Here is a 15,773-nt window from a genome sequence, read left to right as displayed (position 1 = left end):
TGCAGCAGCTTTGCGCCCGGAATTGCTCCGGGCGAGGGGTGGCCGCCTTAACCCTCACGTCCCCGTTCTGTGAATGACAGGTGCGCTGTGGTTCGGTCGTTCGCGGCCGTGGGTGTAGCTGTCGGCGCGCCGCCAGCTTTCCACCCGCTCTTCGCATTCAATGATTTCGAGGCGGTCGAGCATGGCCTCGGCGCGGCTCATATCGCCTTCGGCGGCGGCAAGATGCGGATAGAAGCATTGCAATATGAAGGCGGCTTCGGAAAATTCCATGCCAAGCCCGATGAGGGTGGTGGCGAGCTGCGTGCCTGATATGTCGAGCATGATGCGCTCCGACAGCCAGTAGCTGGACGACAGCGAATCCGCCAGCGTCACCGCAAACTGCCGCGCATCACGCTCGCGCGCGAACCGCACGAGCAGCGCTTCCTGCACGTCACTCAGGCGGCGCAGGCCAAGAACGTCGCTTTCCGGGCGGCTGAGCTGATGCGCCATCCGTTTGATGCGCTGGCGCATTTCCTCTTCCACGGCGGTGGATTTGATCTGCGCGTCTGCCGGCTGCGCAATGGCGGGCTCCGGCATGGCGGGAGGCGTCGCGTCATCGGGTCGCTTCAGGTCTTCCATGTGCCGCAGGCCGACAAGCGCGTCGATGACGGTCGGCGACAGGTCCTCGCGCCGCACGATGGCGCGCGCATGGGCGGCCCCTTGCGTGCGGGCAATGGTGATCAGCGTGTCGTCATCAAGGCACTTCGACGAAATCAGGAAGGGGGCGGCAATGGAAATCGGCTGGCAGGCGATGAAGAAGGCAACCGCCGAAGGCACGTTTGGATGCTGGGAAAGCGCTGCAATGGCTTCCCGCTTGGCCTCTTCGGTGGAAGCGTTGAAAAGCGGCATGAAAAGCTCGGCAAACTGCCGAAGGTCCGTTTTTGACGGATGGGGAACAGTCTCAAAATTCGTGACAGTGGCCATTAGCACCACATCTTTCTTCCTCACGGCTCTTGGCCTCTCAAGTTCTCGAAACCGGTCGGTCAACGCACTACCCAACAAAAACGCAAACACAATATCGGTTCAAATTAGAGCAAATCCGTTGACACCCTGTTAACTATGGGGGGTGGCAAGCGTTATTGTGCGTTTATCAACAAGGAAATTTTAAAACCTTCGTGACGGACAAAACGTCATGGAACCTTGCCGTCTCGCCTTTGTTTTCAACGGGTGCAGCTTTATGAAGGATAAGTTGGCGCCCGGCGATTAGGGTTAACGGATCATTAACCTCTGTCTGTTTCTAATTTCATGGGCAGTATTAGGATTCCATGTTATTCTGATTGATAGAATAATTTCGAAAATGGCATGCCGAAGCCTTGATATGCGCACGACACCTTGCAAAATCGCCATCGATTTTTGGGTCGTGCGAAAACCAGCCTGTGGGCTGGATTATGCGCAATGTGATGGTGATGAAATTCCCGACGCAAGACGAGGCTTGCGCGGTTCCCATGGGCAACATTGACTCCCGAAGAGGAGACGAGCATGGCAGTTATTATTCCAATCGCCGAAGCCCGACGAAACCTGCGCCCGGCCGGAATGTCCGGCAAGGTTATGGGCCCGGCAAAGGTCGTGCTGTTTACCGGCGTGCGTTATGAAAAACGCGATACGGAACCGGCTGGCAAGGATGCGCGCAAGCGCAAGCCCGCACCGGAAACCGTCTTCAAATCCTGATTACGCTTGGTTGACCGGCGCTATTTCCAGGGTGTCGGCTGGCATTTCGCTTCGTTCAGGAACCGTTCCGCTTCTTCCCCGAAGCTCGGCTGCGGCACCATGGTCCGCAACACCACATACCCTTCCGTCTGATCCGATTCCGCCAGAATGGCCTGTGAGAGCGATGGCGGCTGCGCCTTGCGAATGGCCGCGATCTGCACCGAATCCGCCACCAGAATATCCATCACCCCGCCTGCGGACGTGCGGTCGTTCATGCTGAACACCTCGTTCGACGCCTTGTCGTAAACCGCGACCGACCAGAAGGGCACCGCGCCGATGGCCGTCAGCCTGACGGGCTTTTCCTCGATATTGAAGGTGCAGACGGCAACCCGCATGAAGGGATCGCCGCTTCCCAGTGTCTTTTTCTCCGTCGTTTCTTCGAGAAGATGAAACTGATGCGGCTTACCGTCCGCCAAGGCGCGGGTATAGGCGTCGCGATTGCTGAAATGCGGTATCGCCAGAAGAATGACGACATGCAGCACGGCGGCGGCGACAAGGCCGGTGAGGATGGCGAGCAGGGTCCTAAGCATTGCCACACCCCAGCTTGCGGATTTGCGGCATGGCGATGTCGATAAGGCCGGAACTGCCGGCAACCGGCGTGTCGAGCAGCGTCATGACCAGCTTGAATGTCTGCCCCTGCGGCACGGCCAGCCAGTTATAGGTCTGGGCATCGGGTGCAATGGTGATGTCGATGCCGCCATCGGCGCTGCGCAGCAGCGTCCGCGAATTGAGCGCAAACGGTCGTCCGGCATCTTCCGCCAGAACATTGCCCTGCTGGTCGGCGGTATAGAGCGTCCAGAACCGCGAGGGCGGCACGGCGCCCGCCAGCTGGTAACGGCATTCGCCGGTCAGGCGCTGGCCGTCGCTGTCGACGGAGGCGGTGAAGGCCAGCCCCTCGGCCGTTCCATAAAGCAGCTTGCCGGCATCGGCGCGGTGCGACTTGGCGTAGGGATCGGCCTCGATCGTCTGCGCTTCCGGAAAGGCATCCCATGAGCCGATGCGGATCGAGCCGAAGCCGGATGTCGCCTCAAGTGCTGCCAGCGTCGCGGCAATGCCGCCGCCAAAGGCGATCAATAGGGCGATGCCGACAAGGAATGGAACTCGAAACACGCTGTTTTCCCGTTTTTGAACAGGTCGAGGACTATCACTGATTCCCTGTTTGGAAAATGGTACGCCTTGTTTAGTCTTGATGGAAATGACCAGAAGAGGGATTCCACCATGTCGCGACAAGCCGCCATCGACCACGCCACCCGCTTTTTCGACGATGGCAGGTTCGAGCAGGACTTGGCGCGGCGCGTTTCGCTGCGCACCGAAAGCCAGGATAAGGCGCGCGGTGCCGAGCTGGCGCTCTATCTGGAGCGCGAAATGCTGCCCGCTTTCACCGCCATGGGGTTTTCCTGCACGATCCTGCGCGACCCGGCGGCGGATTTGCCGTTTTTGATCGCCGAACGTTTCGAGGATGAAGATCTGCCGACCGTGCTGGGTTATGGCCACGGCGATGTGGTGCGTGGTCTTGATGACGGCTGGGCAGAAGGCCTTTCGCCTTTCGTGATGTCCGAGCGCAATGGCAGGTGGTACGGGCGCGGCACCGCCGACAACAAGGGGCAGCATTCGGTCAACATGGCGGCGCTGAAAGCGGTGCTGGAGACGCGTGGAAGACTTGGGTTCAACGCCAAATATCTGATCGAGATGGGCGAGGAGAGGGGTTCTCCCGGCTTGAGGGAAGTTTGCCGGGACTATAGCGAGCGGCTGAAAGCCGATCTTCTGATCGCCTCCGACGGCCCGCGCCTGAATGCGGAGCGGCCGACCGTTTTTCTCGGTGCGCGCGGCGGCATTACCTTCGATCTGGTGATCGAGGCGCGGGAAGGCGGCCATCATTCCGGCAATTGGGGCGGGGCGCTGTCCAATCCCGGCGTCCAGCTGGCGCATGCCATGGCAAGCCTCGTTGGCCCATCCGGGCAGATCCGCGTGCCCGAACTGGTGCCGGAAGAACTGCCGCAGGCCGTGCGTGACGCGCTTGCCGATTGCGAGATCGATGGCGGCGCGGATGGTCCGAAAATCGATCCTGACTGGGGCGAGCCCGGCCTTTCCACCGCCGAGCGTGTGTTCGGCTGGTGTGCGCTGGAGGTGCTGGCCTTCGAGACCGGCAATCCGCGCGCGCCGGTCAATGCCATTCCGCCACGGGCATGGGCGCGGCTGCAATTGCGCTTCGTTGTCGGCATCGATCCGGAAGCCGTGCTGCCCGCCATACGCCGCCATCTCGACCGGCAGGGGTTCAGCATGGTGCGGATCGTATCCGCCGGCGACGAGATTTTCCGCGCCACGCGGCTCGATCCGCAGGACCCATGGGTCGGCTTCACTCTGAGTTCCATGGCCCGCACGACGGGCAAGAAACCGGCACTTCTTCCCAATCTGGGTGGCTCGCTGCCCAACGATATCTTTGCCGAAATACTGAAACTGCGCACCATCTGGGTACCGCATTCTTATCCCGGCTGCTCGCAGCATGCGCCGAACGAACATCTGCCGAAAGAGATTGCCCGCGAGGCGCTTGCCATCATGGCCGGGCTTTACTGGGACCTCGGGGAGGGAGATACCCCTCCGCTTTAAGCGCCCATGACCAGCTTGAAGGCGATGGCCCACATGGTGAAGGCGATAACCCCTTCGAGGATGCGCCAGGCGGACGGCTTTTCGAAGATCGGGCGCAGCCAGCGCGCGCCGTAACCCAGCGAAAAGAAGAACAGCAGGGAGCCGGTGGCGGCTCCCGCCGCGAAGGTTTTTTCAAAGCCGGGAAATTGCGTGGAGATGGTGCCGAGCAACACGACGGTATCGAGATAGACATGCGGGTTGAGAAAGGTCAGCGCCAGGCAAATGGCAAGCGTCTGCCACAGGCTCGCCTCCCGCCTTTCCGCCACCGAAAGCACCTCCGACGAACGCAGGGCCGAATGTAGGCTTTTCGCGCCATACCAGATGAGAAACGCCGCACCGGCATACCGCATGATGGGATCGAGTGCCGGCATGACGGCGCTTATCCGCTGAAAACCGAAGACGCCGACGGTGATCAGCAGCGCATCGGAAATCGCGCAGGTGGCACAGACGGCAAAGACATGGGAGCGCGCCAGCCCCTGCTTTAGAACGAAAGCATTCTGCGCGCCGATGGCAACGATGAGGCTGAGACCCATCGTCAGGCCGGTGAAGAAGATCTGAATGTCCATGTGCTGGCTGCTGCCTTTTGTCTCTGCCTGTGCGGATGGATGATGCCACCGCTTCCAGACCGAATGCTTTGATATTTCCCTCACATGGTTTAATCAAATTAAACAAACTCAGTTCAAGTAAGTAGAACTAATGACGGGCAAAAACGATGCGACAGGGCGATTTCATGTGCCGGCACCTCGCCTGACCCTCATTCCTGTGACAAGGACAGGAATGAGGGAAGAGGAGAGTGCTACTGCTACTGCCCGGACGCTTCCCGCCAACCACGCCCATATCAATCTTTACAAGGAGGCCTTTGATGCTGGACTATCCTTCCATGCGCGCCGTAGCGCTCGTGGCCCAGACTGGCAGCTTTGAGAAGGCGGCACAGGTGCTGTGTGTCACGCCCTCGGCCGTTTCCCAGCGTATCAAGCAGCTGGAGGAGCGCCTCGGCGTGGTGCTGATCGTGCGCGGTAATCCTTGCGTGGCGACGGAAAAGGGCGAGTGGCTCTGCCGGCACATGGACCATGTCGGCATGCTGGAAACCGAACTGTTCCGGCAGCTTCCGGTTCTTTCGGAAGCGGGCGCGGCGGCAGAGCGTGTCACACTCAACATTGCCACCAATGCCGATAGTCTCGGCACATGGTTTCTCGACGCGGTTTCGAAATTCACCGGTGGCAGCGACTATCTCGTCAACATCGCGGTGGACGATCAGGACCATACGGTGGAATGGCTGCGCGGGGGCAGGGTGCTCGCAGCCGTCACCGCCCATGCCAAGCCTGTGCAGGGCTGCCGGGTCTTGGCTCTCGGTGTGCTCAGATATCACGCCACCGCCAGCCCGGCTTTCATGGCGCGCCATTTCTCCGATGGCGTCACGCCTGCCGCGCTTGCCCGCGCGCCGGGGCTCACCTTTAACCAGAAGGACAGGCTGCAGGCCAGCTGGATCAAAAAAGCGCTGGGTGAGGATATATCCTATCCCACCCACTGGCTGCCCTCGACCGACGGTTTCGTGAAGGCAAGTCTTGCCGGCATGGGCTGGGGCCTCAACCCGGTGCAGCTGGTGGGAGAGCACCTTGAGGCGGGGCGGCTTGTGGAAGTCGTTCCCGGCACACCGCTCGATATCCCGCTCTACTGGCAGGTCAATCGGCTCGCCGCTGAACGCCTCGGCACGCTCACCGCCCATGTGGTGGAAACAGCACGGGCGGCGCTTCTTTCCTGAGGCAGATCAAATAGTCTGCCATTCGCTCCAGTTCAACACGCGCGGAATCTGCGGTTTTGCTTCGCCGCCAAGAAACGCGATATATTCCAGCGAGTGGCCGTCGGGATCCTTGAAATAGACGCTGGCTGCCGGCATCCATGGAAAGACGACGGGCTCGTCGATCTCCTTTTCGCCGTCAAAACCGAGCGGCGTTACGCCGTTCCGGCGTAGATATTCCGGTGCGGCGAGAAGCTGATCAAAATCGACGCTGAAGGCGATGTGCAGTCTCATATTGATGGGTGCGGACTGGATGGACCATAGGCCAAGCATCGAATGCCCACGTTCGCCGGTCCAGAAGAACGCCACATTCCGTTCAGGGAATCGTTGTGCCAGCTCCAGACCGACAACATTACGATAAAACTCAACCGAGCGTTCCAGGTTCGAAACCGTCAAATGCGTCTCGAACAATGCTTTTACTTTCACCATTTCCTGTCCTCAATTGCCTTAGCGCTGCGCCTTTCGGGCATTCGCTTTCTTGCAACCGGACTGTGCAACCTCAACCATGATTGAGGTCAAGCACCAAATATGGATTTTTCTAAAGCCGAGTGCAGGCAGCAATCTGGAGGGAAAAACGCCTTCAGCATTATGAGCCAAGGTTGCCAAGCCGTCACCGCCGGGCCGCATCCCCCGGGCCATCCCGCAACGACGCATCCGCAACCTTTTGCGTCGTGACGGTCAAAGGCGCAGCTTCCTTCATCTTCTTGGCGATGGAACGGATGACGCGGGTTGCTTCGGCTGAGAGCGAGCGTGGGCGGGTGAGTGCCGGCATGGCGGGTGCAGCGGTGGCGGATGCGGCAGCGACCTGGGCCGAAGGCTGCGGGCGCGCGCCTGTCGGCAGCGGGTTCTGGATGCCGGGAATGGGGCGCAGCTCCATGCCTTGATGGGCGTAGTCCATAAGCCGCTTGAAGGTCATGGCGGGAAGCGCGCCGCCGGTCATGTTGTTCATCGGCGTGAAATCGTCGTTTCCGAACCAGACCGCCGTGGTGTAATTGCCGGTGAAGCCCACATACCAGGCGTCGCGGTAAGCCTGCGACGTGCCGGTCTTGCCGCCGGAAACGATGCCGTTTTCAAGCGCGCCGCGCCGGGCCGTTCCCATCACGGGAATGGTGACAAGCATCTGGTTCATCTTCGAATTGGCCTCTTCGGAAAGCACCCGCTTGGCGGGTTCCTCGTCACGGCCGAAATCGTAGAGAACCTTGCCCTCGTAATCCAGCACCTGCTCGATGCCGTGGCGGCGCGATTGCATGCCATCGGCCGGGAACACAGCATAGGCCGTAGCCTGATCGAGAACCGTCAGTTCCGATGTGCCGAGCGGAATGGTCTTGTCGCTGCGCAGCGGCGTGGCGACGCCCATCGCCTTGGCGGTGTCGACGATCACCTGCGTGCCGAGCACGTCTTTGGCGAGACGCACCGGCACGGTGTTGTAGGATTTGGCAAGCGCCACCTGCAACGTCACCTTGCCGGCGTAGGAGCGGCCATAATTCTGCGGCGACCAGCCGCGCCAGGTCACAGGCGCGTCGGAAATCAGCGTCTCCGGCTTCATGCCCTTTTCCATGGCGGCCGAGTAGGTATAGACCTTGAAGGAGGATCCCGGCTGGCGCAGCGCCGCCGTCGCGCGGTTGAACTGGCTTTCGCCGTAGTCACGCCCGCCGACCATGGCGCGCAACGCGCCGCCGTTTTCGATCATCACCATCGCGCCCTGCTTGACGCGGTAGCCCTCGCCATACTCGCGCAGCTCCATTTCCATCGCCTGCTCGGCTGCCTGTTGCAGCCCGGTATCGATGGTGGTGCGCACGACGACGGTATGGTCCTTGAACCTGCCCTGCGCCGCCAGTCGCTGTACCTCGTCAAACGCCCAGTCGAGGAAGTAATCCGGGGCCTTCACATCGGCGCGGTCAATGACGGTGGCCGGATTGCGCCGCGCGCCGATCACCTGACCCTCGGTCATCAGCCCGCTCTGCACCAGGTTGGAAAGCACGGTGTTGGCGCGCGCACGTGCGGCGGGCAGGTTGACATGCGGTGCGTATTTGGCCGGCGCCTTGAACAGGCCGGCGAGGATGGCGGATTCGGCAAGCGTGACATCGGTCAGGTTCTTGCCGAAGTAAAATTGCGCCGCCGCTGCTGCCCCGAACGTGCCGCCGCCCATATAGGCGCGGTCGAGATAAAGGCTGAGGATTTCCTTCTTCGACATGTTGGCCTCGAGCCACAGCGCGAGGAAGGCTTCCTTGATCTTGCGCTCAAGCGAGCGCTCATTGGTAAGGAACAGGTTCTTGGCAAGCTGCTGCGTCAGCGTCGAGCCGCCCTGCACCACGCCGCCGGCGCGGGCATTCTCGCTCATGGCGCGTGCAAGGCCAATGAAATCGATGCCGAAATGGTCGAAGAAACGCCTGTCTTCGGTGGCCAGAACCGCCTTGATGAAATGATCCGGCATCTGGTCGATCGGGACGGAATCCTCATGGATGATGCCGCGATGGCCGATGGTGTTGCCGTAACGGTCAAGGAAGGTCACGGCAAAATCACCGCGATAACGCCAGTCCTTCTTGGTCTCCTCAAAGGCGGGCATGGCAAGCGCCAGAAGCACGACACAGCCGGCCGTTCCGAAGGTCAGCGCGTCGCAGGTCAGGTTGACGAGAAGCTTCTTCCAGCCGCGCACATGCAGTTTGCGCGAGGCAATGGTGACGTCTTCCCAGAAATCCACCAGCCTTGCCGCAGCCGTCCACAGGCCGGAGTCGATAAAGCTATCGATTCTCAGCAGGATGTGCCGCTTTTTGCGACCGTTTTTATCGTCTTTTTCTTCCTGCACCTGGCGATGTTTTCCTGTTCAACGCAACGCGGATTGTCGATGTTTCTGCGCTTCATCCAATTCCGGACGCAAAACCATGACATGGTTCTGCTGGAATTGCTTGACGCGGCGGCCTCTCGCGGGTCAATGACCCATTGCCACTCGCCAAAATGCTAAAATATCGTACAAACCAGCCCTTGGCGATACGATATTAAGGATTAGGGATCGGTTAAACCTTGCCCTCCAAGAGATCAAAATGGAACGGAAATGTTAACGATGAATGACGCGCCGTTCTGGAAAACCAAATCACTGGAAGAGATGAGTGGCCAGGAATGGGAAAGCCTGTGCGACGGCTGCGGCCTGTGCTGTCTGAACAAGCTGGAAGATTGGGACACCGGCGAAGTGGTGTTCACGTCGGTCCGCTGTCAGCTGCTTGACGGTGAAAGCTGTCGGTGCTCCGACTATGAGAACCGCCGCGCAACCGTGCCGGACTGTATCCAGCTGGATTTGAAAAAGGTGCACGAAATCGGCTGGCTGCCGCCCACCTGCGCCTACGCGCTGGTGCGCGATGGCAAGGATCTGTACTGGTGGCACTATCTCGTCTCCGGCGACGTGAACACGGTGCATCAGGCCGGCATTTCCGCGCGCGGCCGCACCGTCAACGAGCTGGATGTGGAGGTTGACGATTTCGAGGATTATGTGGTGGACTGGCCGCTCACAGTGGGTGAGACGGCGGGCGAAAAAGAGAATAGCTGACGGAAGTCGCCAATTTTCGTGTTGGTCCTATTCCTGCCCCATCGTTTTCTTAAGGCATGTTTCGGAATAACGGCATGCCTGAAACAAGGGCCGCCGTTCATCCATTCCGGCATATGATCCGCAGAATGCGGACGAGGGACATCAAAACGCATGCGCTATCGGCTGCCCGCCATCGTTCTTTCGTGCATTGCCCTTCAGGGTATTCTGCCGCTTTCCGCCTCCGCCCAGCAATCGCAGGCTTTTGAATGCACGCTGGTCACCTCCATCGAGACCGGCGCTGTCATCAACCAGCAGGGCGCCTGCGATCAGCGCGTGGCGCCGGCCTCCACCTTCAAGGTGCCGTTGGCTCTGATCGGTTATGACGCCGGCATCCTGCTGGATAACAAGACCCCCGCATGGGACTGGAAACCCGGCACGGAAGCCCGCGCGCAAGACCGCAAGACGGTTGATCCGACCATATGGGAGCAGGATTCGGTGCTGTGGTATTCGCGCGAACTCACCCGCCGCCTCGGCCCGGAAAAATTCGCCGCCTATGTCAAACGTCTGGGTTACGGCAATGCCGATGTCTCGGGTGAGCCCGGCAAGAATAACGGTCTCACCCATTCCTGGCTCGGCGCTTCCCTGACCGTTTCCCCGGTCGAGCAGGTGGGCTTCATCCGCCGCCTTCTGGCCGGAAATCTGCCGGTTTCGCGCGACGCGCAGGCAAAGACGCGGGCGATCGTGCCGGTGTTCGATGCGCCGGAGAGCTGGAGCGTGCACGGCAAGACCGGCACGGGCTTCATGCGCGACGAAAAAGGCAACCCCGACCGAAGCCGCCCCTTCGGCTGGTTCGTTGGCTGGGCGGAGCGCGAAGGCCAGCACATCGTCTTCGCAAGGCTTCGCGTTGCCGACAAGCCGTCGAGTGAACCGCTCGGCCCCGCAGTTCGCGACGCCTTCCTGCGCGATATTGCCCGGCTGGCGGTGCACAGATGATTACACGGCTGGCCAGCCCCAAGGAAAAGCGGACATGGCGGACGCCTCCAACGATGTGATCAAGCTCTACACCGACCATGGGGCCGATTTCGACAGGCTGCGCGGTCGCTCCCTTGCCGAAAAACCCTGGCTGGATCGGTTCACGTCGCTTTTGCCGCAGGGCGGATCCATCCTCGATATCGGCTGCGGTTCAGGCGAGCCGATCGCCGGCTACTTCATCGGCAACGGATATGACGTGACCGGCATCGATACGTCATATCCCCTGATAGAAATTTGCCGCACCAGATTTCCGGAAAAGCGCTGGGTGGTCGCCGATATGCGTGAACTCGTGTTGAGTTGCCGCTTCGACGGGTTGATTGCCTGGCATAGTTTTTTCCATCTGAAGGCCGACGATCAGCGCCGCATGTTCGGTATTTTCCGGCAGCACGCCAATGACGGCGCCGCACTGATGTTCACGGCCGGGCCGGGACACGGGGAAGCGACGGGGACCCTTCAGGGAAAGCCGCTTTACCATGCCAGCCTCGCTCGCGAAGAATATGAAAGCCTGCTTGCCGCGCACGGGTTTCGACTTCTCGACCACATCGTCAACGATCCCGATTGCGGTGGGGCGACGATTTATCTCGCCAGACGTGTGGCGGCGTAACCATCGAATTCAGAGCCCTGCCAGGCACTCACGATTGTGCGTGCGATAAAAAATGTCCTTATCCCTTGACCTTCCCATGATGGGAATCCTTACATAGTAGCCATAAACTGGCGAAAGTCGCCCCGAGGGAAGTGGCATTATGAATATCGGACAGGCTTCGGATGCATCCGGCGTTTCCGCCAAGATGATCCGTTATTACGAACAGATCGGCCTCATCACCCCCGCCGCCCGCACCGGCAACAACTACCGGGTCTATGGCGAGCAGGACGTGCATAATCTCCGCTTTATCAAGCGGGCGCGCACGCTTGGCTTCTCGCTGGAGGAGACCGAAACGCTCCTGAAACTCTGGCAGGACAAGAGCCGCGAGAGTTCGGCGGTGAAGGACATTGCGCTCGGCCATATCGCCGATCTCGAGCAGAAGATTGCCGAGATGAAGGGCATGGTGAAGACGCTGTCCCACCTTGCCCATTGCTGCGGCGGCGACCACCGGCCGGATTGCCCGATCCTCGATGATCTAGCGGCAGGCGTCGAAAAGGCCGCCCACAAGCCTGCGAAGGCCCACTGACGGCCGCATCCCGCCCCGCCGCCAGTCCCTAAACCTCGTCGAACGCACCGCCTTCGCGCGAGGGATTGCGGTCGATCACGCGCTCTTCCGCGTCATCGGGAAGGGCCTCGTCGCTTTCCTGATAAGGGTCGTCCTCGCTCTCGGCCTCTTCTTCCTCGATTTCATGTTCGATGGACTGCGGAATTTCTCCCTTTGCCGGAAGGGCGTCGATATCGAGATCGAGCAGTTCCTCGTCCATGGCGTCTTCGTTGAGAGGTGTGATTTTCTTGCGGTCCATGGTGGTATCCTTTCTGTCTGGTCATTGCGCAAACGACCGGGGAGGCAGAGGGTTCCTGATGCCTGCAAGTTCGCTCGAGCGGAATAGGTGAAAAGGCGCCTTGACCTCAATGGTGCTTGAGGTTCTAGTTTGCCCGCCGTATCGCAAGAATGGAAAGGATACGGCTTTGACGAGTATGGAAATGACGGAGAAAAATAGCTGGTCGGAATTGCTTGGTGGGGCGAACCTCTCGCTTCTGACCGTCATTTCCTCCGGTATCGGCCTGCATGCCTTCAACCAGTTTGCAGTAGTCACGGCCCTGCCGGTCGCGGTGCGCGAGATTGGCGGCGCGGCCTTCTATAGCTGGGCCTACAGCCTCTATTTCGTCGGTTCCGTGGCAGGCGGTGTCATCGCCGTTCTGTTTCGCGAGCGTTTTGGCGCACGCAGCGTTCTATTCCTGTGCTGCCTTATCTTTTCCTTCGGCTCCGTCATGTCGGCACTCGCCGACAGCTTTTTATGGGTCGTCATCGGCCGGGCGTTGCAGGGACTTGCCGATGGCCTGATCGTGGCGGTGTGTTACAGCCTCATACCTGCCGGCTTTCGCTCGGCTCTACTGCCGAAGGTCTTTGCCATCGAGGCGGCCATCTGGGCGGTGGCGTCCTTCGTCGGGCCGCTCACCGGCGGGTTTGCCACGGAGCACATCTCCTGGCGCGCCACATTCCTGTTGTCTGCGCCGCTGATCGTGCTGCTGCTGGCCTATACGGCGATTGCGGTCTCGGCGGAACGGTCGGTCGCGACCTCGCGCAAGCCGATGGTGCCGCTGCTGCTTTGCCTCGTTGGCGCATTGGCTTTCTCCGCACCCTCCGCCTTTGAGGATGCCGGTCTGCGCATCATGTCGCTGCTGGTTGGTGCGGCACTGTTGTGGGCGTCGCTGAAGGCGGGCATCCGGCCTTCCACCGGCCTGTTCCCCAGGGATTCCTTCCGGTTGAAAACGGTACTTGGCAGCGGTTTCTGGGTGCTGTTCCTGATGTCCTATGCCCATGCACTCGGCAGCGTCTATCTCGCTTATGTCGCCATCAATCTCTGGCACCATGAGCCGACCTTCGCCGGTTTTATCGTCGTGACGATGCCGCTTGCCTGGAGCTTCGTGGCAATGCTGATCGGCAGCCTGCGTTCGGGCCGCCTGCGGCAGCTTTGCCTGCATTACGGACCCTACCAGATGGTGCCGGGCTGTGCGCTGCTCGGGCTTGGGCTGGCGACGGGGAACTGGCCGGAAATGCTGATCGGGCAGATATTGATCGGTTCAGCTTTCGGCATGTCCTGGGCAGGCATCAGCCAGGCAGCCATGGAAGCCGCGCCGGAAGAGGAACGCAAGATGACGGGCGCGCTGCTGCCTACGGTCGCGACGCTGGGTGCCGCGGCCGGTGCGGGCGCAAGCGGCACCGTCGCTGCCGCGAGCGATCTCGTTCTGCAGATCGATCGTGCGGATGTGACGATGCCGATGCTCTATCTCTATGGGCTGGGTGTCATCGTCTCGCTTCTGGCGATCCTGACAACCCGCGGCTTGCGAAGCGGACAGCGCTGACGCCTCTGCGGCGTGTGTGCGGTTAAGACTGCGTGGTGGCGATGGTGATCGCCGCCAGATAAACCACGAAAGCCATGATCGCGACTGCGCCAATAATGATGACGACACCCTTGCCCGCGCGTTTTTTCTCGGTCTTGTTTTCGTTGGCTTCTGTCGGAAACAGGATGGGATCGCGGGAATCGCTGATTTTTGTCATGCCGTTTCTCCTTTGAGCGGTTGCTGCTTATCAACAGCAGATCCGCCAAAAGGTTCCTCACGGACGCAGCGCCCAGCTGGTGGCGTGCACTACAGCCCCCGGCGCTGCCTTGAGAAGCGCTGAACGCACGGGCTCGAAACCCTCTATGCGTTTTGTGCCCACATACCGGCCCCGGTTGGCGAACACTTCGATGGATCCGTAGTCCAGAAAGACGCGGATGTGCGAGGCCCTTGCCCCTCTGGCGATGTAATGCGGCGAGGGGCCATCGCGCCCGTCCTCGTGGCGGATCCACAGGCCCGTTTCATCGGCGATGAGGCCCAGTGTGACCACGGGATGATCGAGCACCAACTCGAACGGTGCGCCGGGCGAAGCAAGCTCGATCAGCATCTCCACCGCACCGTTGATGAAGGTGACGCGCTCCCCGGCCGCCAGCCGCGTGCGATCGACAATATGGCTTCGCAGGCTTTCCGCCGCGCCGATTGGCGGGGTCAGTAGCTCGCCGTTCGAATAGTGGATCCGGCGCGGCAGCGTCATGGATGTCGGGAAATCGATCTCCGGATTGGCATCCGCCCAATTGGCGAGCCAGCCGATGCCGATGATGCTGTCGCCATCCAGAAACGCCTGGAAGGCGTAATTGTCGGTGCCGAAATCCAGCTCCTGCCCAAATTCCTTGGTGAAAATCTTGCCGTCGAACCAGCCGACATCGGCCATGGTCAGGTTCTTGCGGCCGGTTTCAGGGTCTTCGGAATGCATCAGCCCATAGACCAGAACCCAGCGCGTGGATCTGGCATTGGCGGGGCCGTCGAGCGGCAGAAGGCAGGGGCATTCAATGGCAGTGGTCTTGTAGCGCGTTTCCACCCAAAGCTTGCCCACATAGGTCCAGCCTGACGCCGCCGTCGGGTCCAGCGTCTCGTAAAGCAGGATGACGCCGCCACCGTCGCTCTGACTTCCGAGCAGCATTTTCCAAAGTCCATCCGGGCCGCGAAAGACGTAAGGATCGCGGAAGTCCGGCGTCAGCCCCTGTCCGTCCGGGCGATGGCCGAGAATGACTTCGGCCTGTCCGGCCATGATGAGATCGGAAGAAGTGGCGGTGAGCTGGATCTGCTGTTCGGGAATGCGATCCTGCACCTGCTCGGTGAAGAACACGCGGATGCCCGAACCTTCGACCAAAGGAATTGTCGAGCCGGAATAAGCGCCGCCGCGCTTGTCCGGCCGCGTCGTCAGGTCCTCGGAAGGGAAGAGGAAGATCGGCAGATGCCTCCAGCGCAGGTAATCGGAGGAAACCGCGTGGCCCCAATGCATGGTGTTCCAGCGCAGCCCGTGTGAATAATGCTGGTAGAACAGATGCGGCCGTCCTTCGAACCGGCCAAAGCCGTTCGGATCGTTCATCCAGCCGAAGGGCGGGCGGAAGTGGTAGCTGTCAGGCAGTTCCGGTGCGGCATTGTCCGGCTTGGTATGGACGACGGTTATGCCGGTTTCCAGCACGTCGGTGGCGGTGAACCAGTAGATGACGGAAACGGCGGTCGTGACAGTATCGTAGCTCAGTTCCACATGGCCGCCGCCGAAGACCTGATAGATTCTAAATCCGAACTCCTCCGTGTTGAGGCTTGAAACCTCAGCGAATTTTCCATTCGCATTGGAAAAGGAGACGGCGCCGGGTTCCGCCGGTTTTTTCGCCTTCAGCCATACATGGAAAGTGGCGTTAACAGGCAGATCGGTGTGCAGGATGCGGATTGCGCTTTCCGGCTCGGCGGCTACGGCTTCAACGACGGTCATTCCCGTTCCTTTCGTTGCGGCTACTTTGGTTCAGGAAACGCAACGAATG

General features: G+C 60.4%; 17 protein-coding genes. 8 read left to right on the top strand and 9 right to left on the bottom strand.

The window, feature by feature from the left end:
* Positions 1 to 54 precede the first annotated feature (54 nt).
* Positions 55 to 963, bottom strand: coding sequence for a DUF2336 domain-containing protein (locus J5276_RS10200; RefSeq protein ID WP_003512047.1), 909 nt, complete (start codon positions 961 to 963; stop codon positions 55 to 57).
* A 555-nt stretch (positions 964 to 1,518) separates the two neighbouring features.
* Between J5276_RS10200 and J5276_RS10195 the strand changes: the two genes are divergently transcribed.
* Positions 1,519 to 1,707 carry a hypothetical protein gene (locus J5276_RS10195; RefSeq protein WP_112155252.1) on the top strand — a complete coding sequence of 63 codons (189 nt, stop codon included), beginning with the start codon at positions 1,519 to 1,521 and terminating at the stop codon, positions 1,705 to 1,707.
* Between the two features lie 20 nt (positions 1,708 to 1,727).
* Here the strand turns inward: J5276_RS10195 and J5276_RS10190 are convergent, their stop codons facing one another.
* A complete protein-coding gene (locus J5276_RS10190) occupies positions 1,728 to 2,276 on the bottom strand; it encodes a DUF1254 domain-containing protein (RefSeq protein ID WP_112155253.1) in 549 nt (182 codons plus the stop codon).
* Positions 2,269 to 2,856: a DUF1214 domain-containing protein gene (locus tag J5276_RS10185; protein ID WP_003512054.1), complete on the bottom strand. Its 588-nt coding sequence runs from the start codon at positions 2,854 to 2,856 to the stop codon at positions 2,269 to 2,271. The genes J5276_RS10190 and J5276_RS10185 overlap by 8 nt, the downstream gene beginning before the upstream one ends.
* Before the next feature lie 108 nt (positions 2,857 to 2,964).
* Between J5276_RS10185 and J5276_RS10180 the strand changes: the two genes are divergently transcribed.
* Entirely contained in the window at positions 2,965 to 4,353 is a 1,389-nt protein-coding gene (locus tag J5276_RS10180) for a M20 family metallopeptidase (protein ID WP_112178763.1), read from the top strand.
* Here the strand turns inward: J5276_RS10180 and J5276_RS10175 are convergent.
* The gene (locus tag J5276_RS10175) at positions 4,350 to 4,958 is read right to left on the bottom strand and encodes a LysE/ArgO family amino acid transporter (RefSeq protein WP_003512058.1); all 609 of its coding nucleotides are present in this window, start codon (positions 4,956 to 4,958) and stop codon (positions 4,350 to 4,352) included. The genes J5276_RS10180 and J5276_RS10175 overlap by 4 nt on opposite strands.
* A 296-nt stretch (positions 4,959 to 5,254) precedes the next feature.
* Between J5276_RS10175 and J5276_RS10170 the strand changes: the two genes are divergently transcribed.
* Entirely contained in the window at positions 5,255 to 6,154 is a 900-nt protein-coding gene (locus J5276_RS10170; RefSeq protein WP_112155255.1) for a LysR family transcriptional regulator ArgP, read from the top strand.
* 6 nt (positions 6,155 to 6,160) lie between these two features.
* Here the strand turns inward: J5276_RS10170 and J5276_RS10165 are convergent, their stop codons facing one another.
* Both J5276_RS10165 and J5276_RS10160 read right to left on the bottom strand, forming a co-directional pair.
* Positions 6,161 to 6,619: a VOC family protein gene (locus J5276_RS10165; RefSeq protein WP_112155256.1), complete on the bottom strand. Its 459-nt coding sequence runs from the start codon at positions 6,617 to 6,619 to the stop codon at positions 6,161 to 6,163.
* A 181-nt stretch (positions 6,620 to 6,800) separates the two neighbouring features.
* Positions 6,801 to 8,996, bottom strand: a complete 2,196-nt coding sequence (locus tag J5276_RS10160) for a transglycosylase domain-containing protein (RefSeq protein WP_013635720.1) — start codon at positions 8,994 to 8,996, stop codon at positions 6,801 to 6,803.
* Positions 8,997 to 9,251: 255 nt separating this feature from the next.
* On the opposite strand from J5276_RS10160, the gene J5276_RS10155 reads away from it, so the two are divergent.
* The 4 genes from J5276_RS10155 to cueR all read left to right on the top strand — a co-directional run bounded on the left by J5276_RS10155 (position 9,252) and on the right by cueR (position 11,911).
* Positions 9,252 to 9,731, top strand: coding sequence for a YcgN family cysteine cluster protein (locus tag J5276_RS10155; RefSeq protein WP_019564095.1), 480 nt, complete (start codon positions 9,252 to 9,254; stop codon positions 9,729 to 9,731).
* A 150-nt stretch (positions 9,732 to 9,881) separates the two neighbouring features.
* Positions 9,882 to 10,703: a class D beta-lactamase gene (blaOXA, locus tag J5276_RS10150; protein WP_019564094.1), complete on the top strand. Its 822-nt coding sequence runs from the start codon at positions 9,882 to 9,884 to the stop codon at positions 10,701 to 10,703.
* Positions 10,704 to 10,737: 34 nt separating this feature from the next.
* Positions 10,738 to 11,346: a class I SAM-dependent methyltransferase gene (locus J5276_RS10145; RefSeq protein ID WP_019564093.1), complete on the top strand. Its 609-nt coding sequence runs from the start codon at positions 10,738 to 10,740 to the stop codon at positions 11,344 to 11,346.
* Positions 11,347 to 11,485: 139 nt separating this feature from the next.
* Entirely contained in the window at positions 11,486 to 11,911 is a 426-nt protein-coding gene (cueR, locus tag J5276_RS10140) for a Cu(I)-responsive transcriptional regulator (RefSeq protein ID WP_003512071.1), read from the top strand.
* 28 nt (positions 11,912 to 11,939) lie between these two features.
* On the opposite strand, the gene J5276_RS10135 is transcribed toward cueR, so the two are convergent.
* Positions 11,940 to 12,188: a hypothetical protein gene (locus J5276_RS10135; protein ID WP_003512073.1), complete on the bottom strand. Its 249-nt coding sequence runs from the start codon at positions 12,186 to 12,188 to the stop codon at positions 11,940 to 11,942.
* Positions 12,189 to 12,363: 175 nt separating this feature from the next.
* On the opposite strand from J5276_RS10135, the gene J5276_RS10130 reads away from it, so the two are divergent.
* Positions 12,364 to 13,752: an MFS transporter gene (locus J5276_RS10130; RefSeq protein WP_162632941.1), complete on the top strand. Its 1,389-nt coding sequence runs from the start codon at positions 12,364 to 12,366 to the stop codon at positions 13,750 to 13,752.
* A gap of 22 nt (positions 13,753 to 13,774) precedes the next feature.
* On the opposite strand, the gene J5276_RS10125 is transcribed toward J5276_RS10130, so the two are convergent.
* Both J5276_RS10125 and J5276_RS10120 read right to left on the bottom strand, forming a co-directional pair.
* The gene (locus J5276_RS10125; protein ID WP_003512077.1) at positions 13,775 to 13,948 is read right to left on the bottom strand and encodes a hypothetical protein; all 174 of its coding nucleotides are present in this window, start codon (positions 13,946 to 13,948) and stop codon (positions 13,775 to 13,777) included.
* 57 nt (positions 13,949 to 14,005) lie between these two features.
* Positions 14,006 to 15,724, bottom strand: a complete 1,719-nt coding sequence (locus J5276_RS10120) for a glycoside hydrolase family 32 protein (protein ID WP_112155257.1) — start codon at positions 15,722 to 15,724, stop codon at positions 14,006 to 14,008.
* Positions 15,725 to 15,773 lie beyond the last annotated feature (49 nt).

The organism is Agrobacterium sp. S7/73 (assembly GCF_019355535.1).
GTDB lineage: Bacteria > Pseudomonadota > Alphaproteobacteria > Rhizobiales > Rhizobiaceae > Agrobacterium > Agrobacterium tumefaciens.
Note: the sequence above shows the minus strand (reverse complement) of the source record. Positions and strands in the feature narration are given on the sequence as shown.

Coding starts and splice junctions, on each gene's coding strand:
- J5276_RS10145 (WP_019564093.1), top strand. CDS start 10,738: ATGGCGGACGCCTCCAACGATGTGATCAAGCTCTACACCGACCATGGG.
- cueR (WP_003512071.1), top strand. CDS start 11,486: ATGAATATCGGACAGGCTTCGGATGCATCCGGCGTTTCCGCCAAGATG.
- J5276_RS10165 (WP_112155256.1), bottom strand. CDS start 6,619: ATGGTGAAAGTAAAAGCATTGTTCGAGACGCATTTGACGGTTTCGAAC.
- J5276_RS10195 (WP_112155252.1), top strand. CDS start 1,519: ATGGCAGTTATTATTCCAATCGCCGAAGCCCGACGAAACCTGCGCCCG.
- J5276_RS10180 (WP_112178763.1), top strand. CDS start 2,965: ATGTCGCGACAAGCCGCCATCGACCACGCCACCCGCTTTTTCGACGAT.
- J5276_RS10125 (WP_003512077.1), bottom strand. CDS start 13,948: ATGACAAAAATCAGCGATTCCCGCGATCCCATCCTGTTTCCGACAGAA.
- J5276_RS10155 (WP_019564095.1), top strand. CDS start 9,252: ATGAATGACGCGCCGTTCTGGAAAACCAAATCACTGGAAGAGATGAGT.
- blaOXA (WP_019564094.1), top strand. CDS start 9,882: ATGCGCTATCGGCTGCCCGCCATCGTTCTTTCGTGCATTGCCCTTCAG.
- J5276_RS10120 (WP_112155257.1), bottom strand. CDS start 15,724: ATGACCGTCGTTGAAGCCGTAGCCGCCGAGCCGGAAAGCGCAATCCGC.
- J5276_RS10135 (WP_003512073.1), bottom strand. CDS start 12,188: ATGGACCGCAAGAAAATCACACCTCTCAACGAAGACGCCATGGACGAG.
- J5276_RS10130 (WP_162632941.1), top strand. CDS start 12,364: ATGGAAATGACGGAGAAAAATAGCTGGTCGGAATTGCTTGGTGGGGCG.
- J5276_RS10190 (WP_112155253.1), bottom strand. CDS start 2,276: ATGCTTAGGACCCTGCTCGCCATCCTCACCGGCCTTGTCGCCGCCGCC.
- J5276_RS10175 (WP_003512058.1), bottom strand. CDS start 4,958: ATGGACATTCAGATCTTCTTCACCGGCCTGACGATGGGTCTCAGCCTC.
- J5276_RS10170 (WP_112155255.1), top strand. CDS start 5,255: ATGCTGGACTATCCTTCCATGCGCGCCGTAGCGCTCGTGGCCCAGACT.
- J5276_RS10200 (WP_003512047.1), bottom strand. CDS start 963: ATGGCCACTGTCACGAATTTTGAGACTGTTCCCCATCCGTCAAAAACG.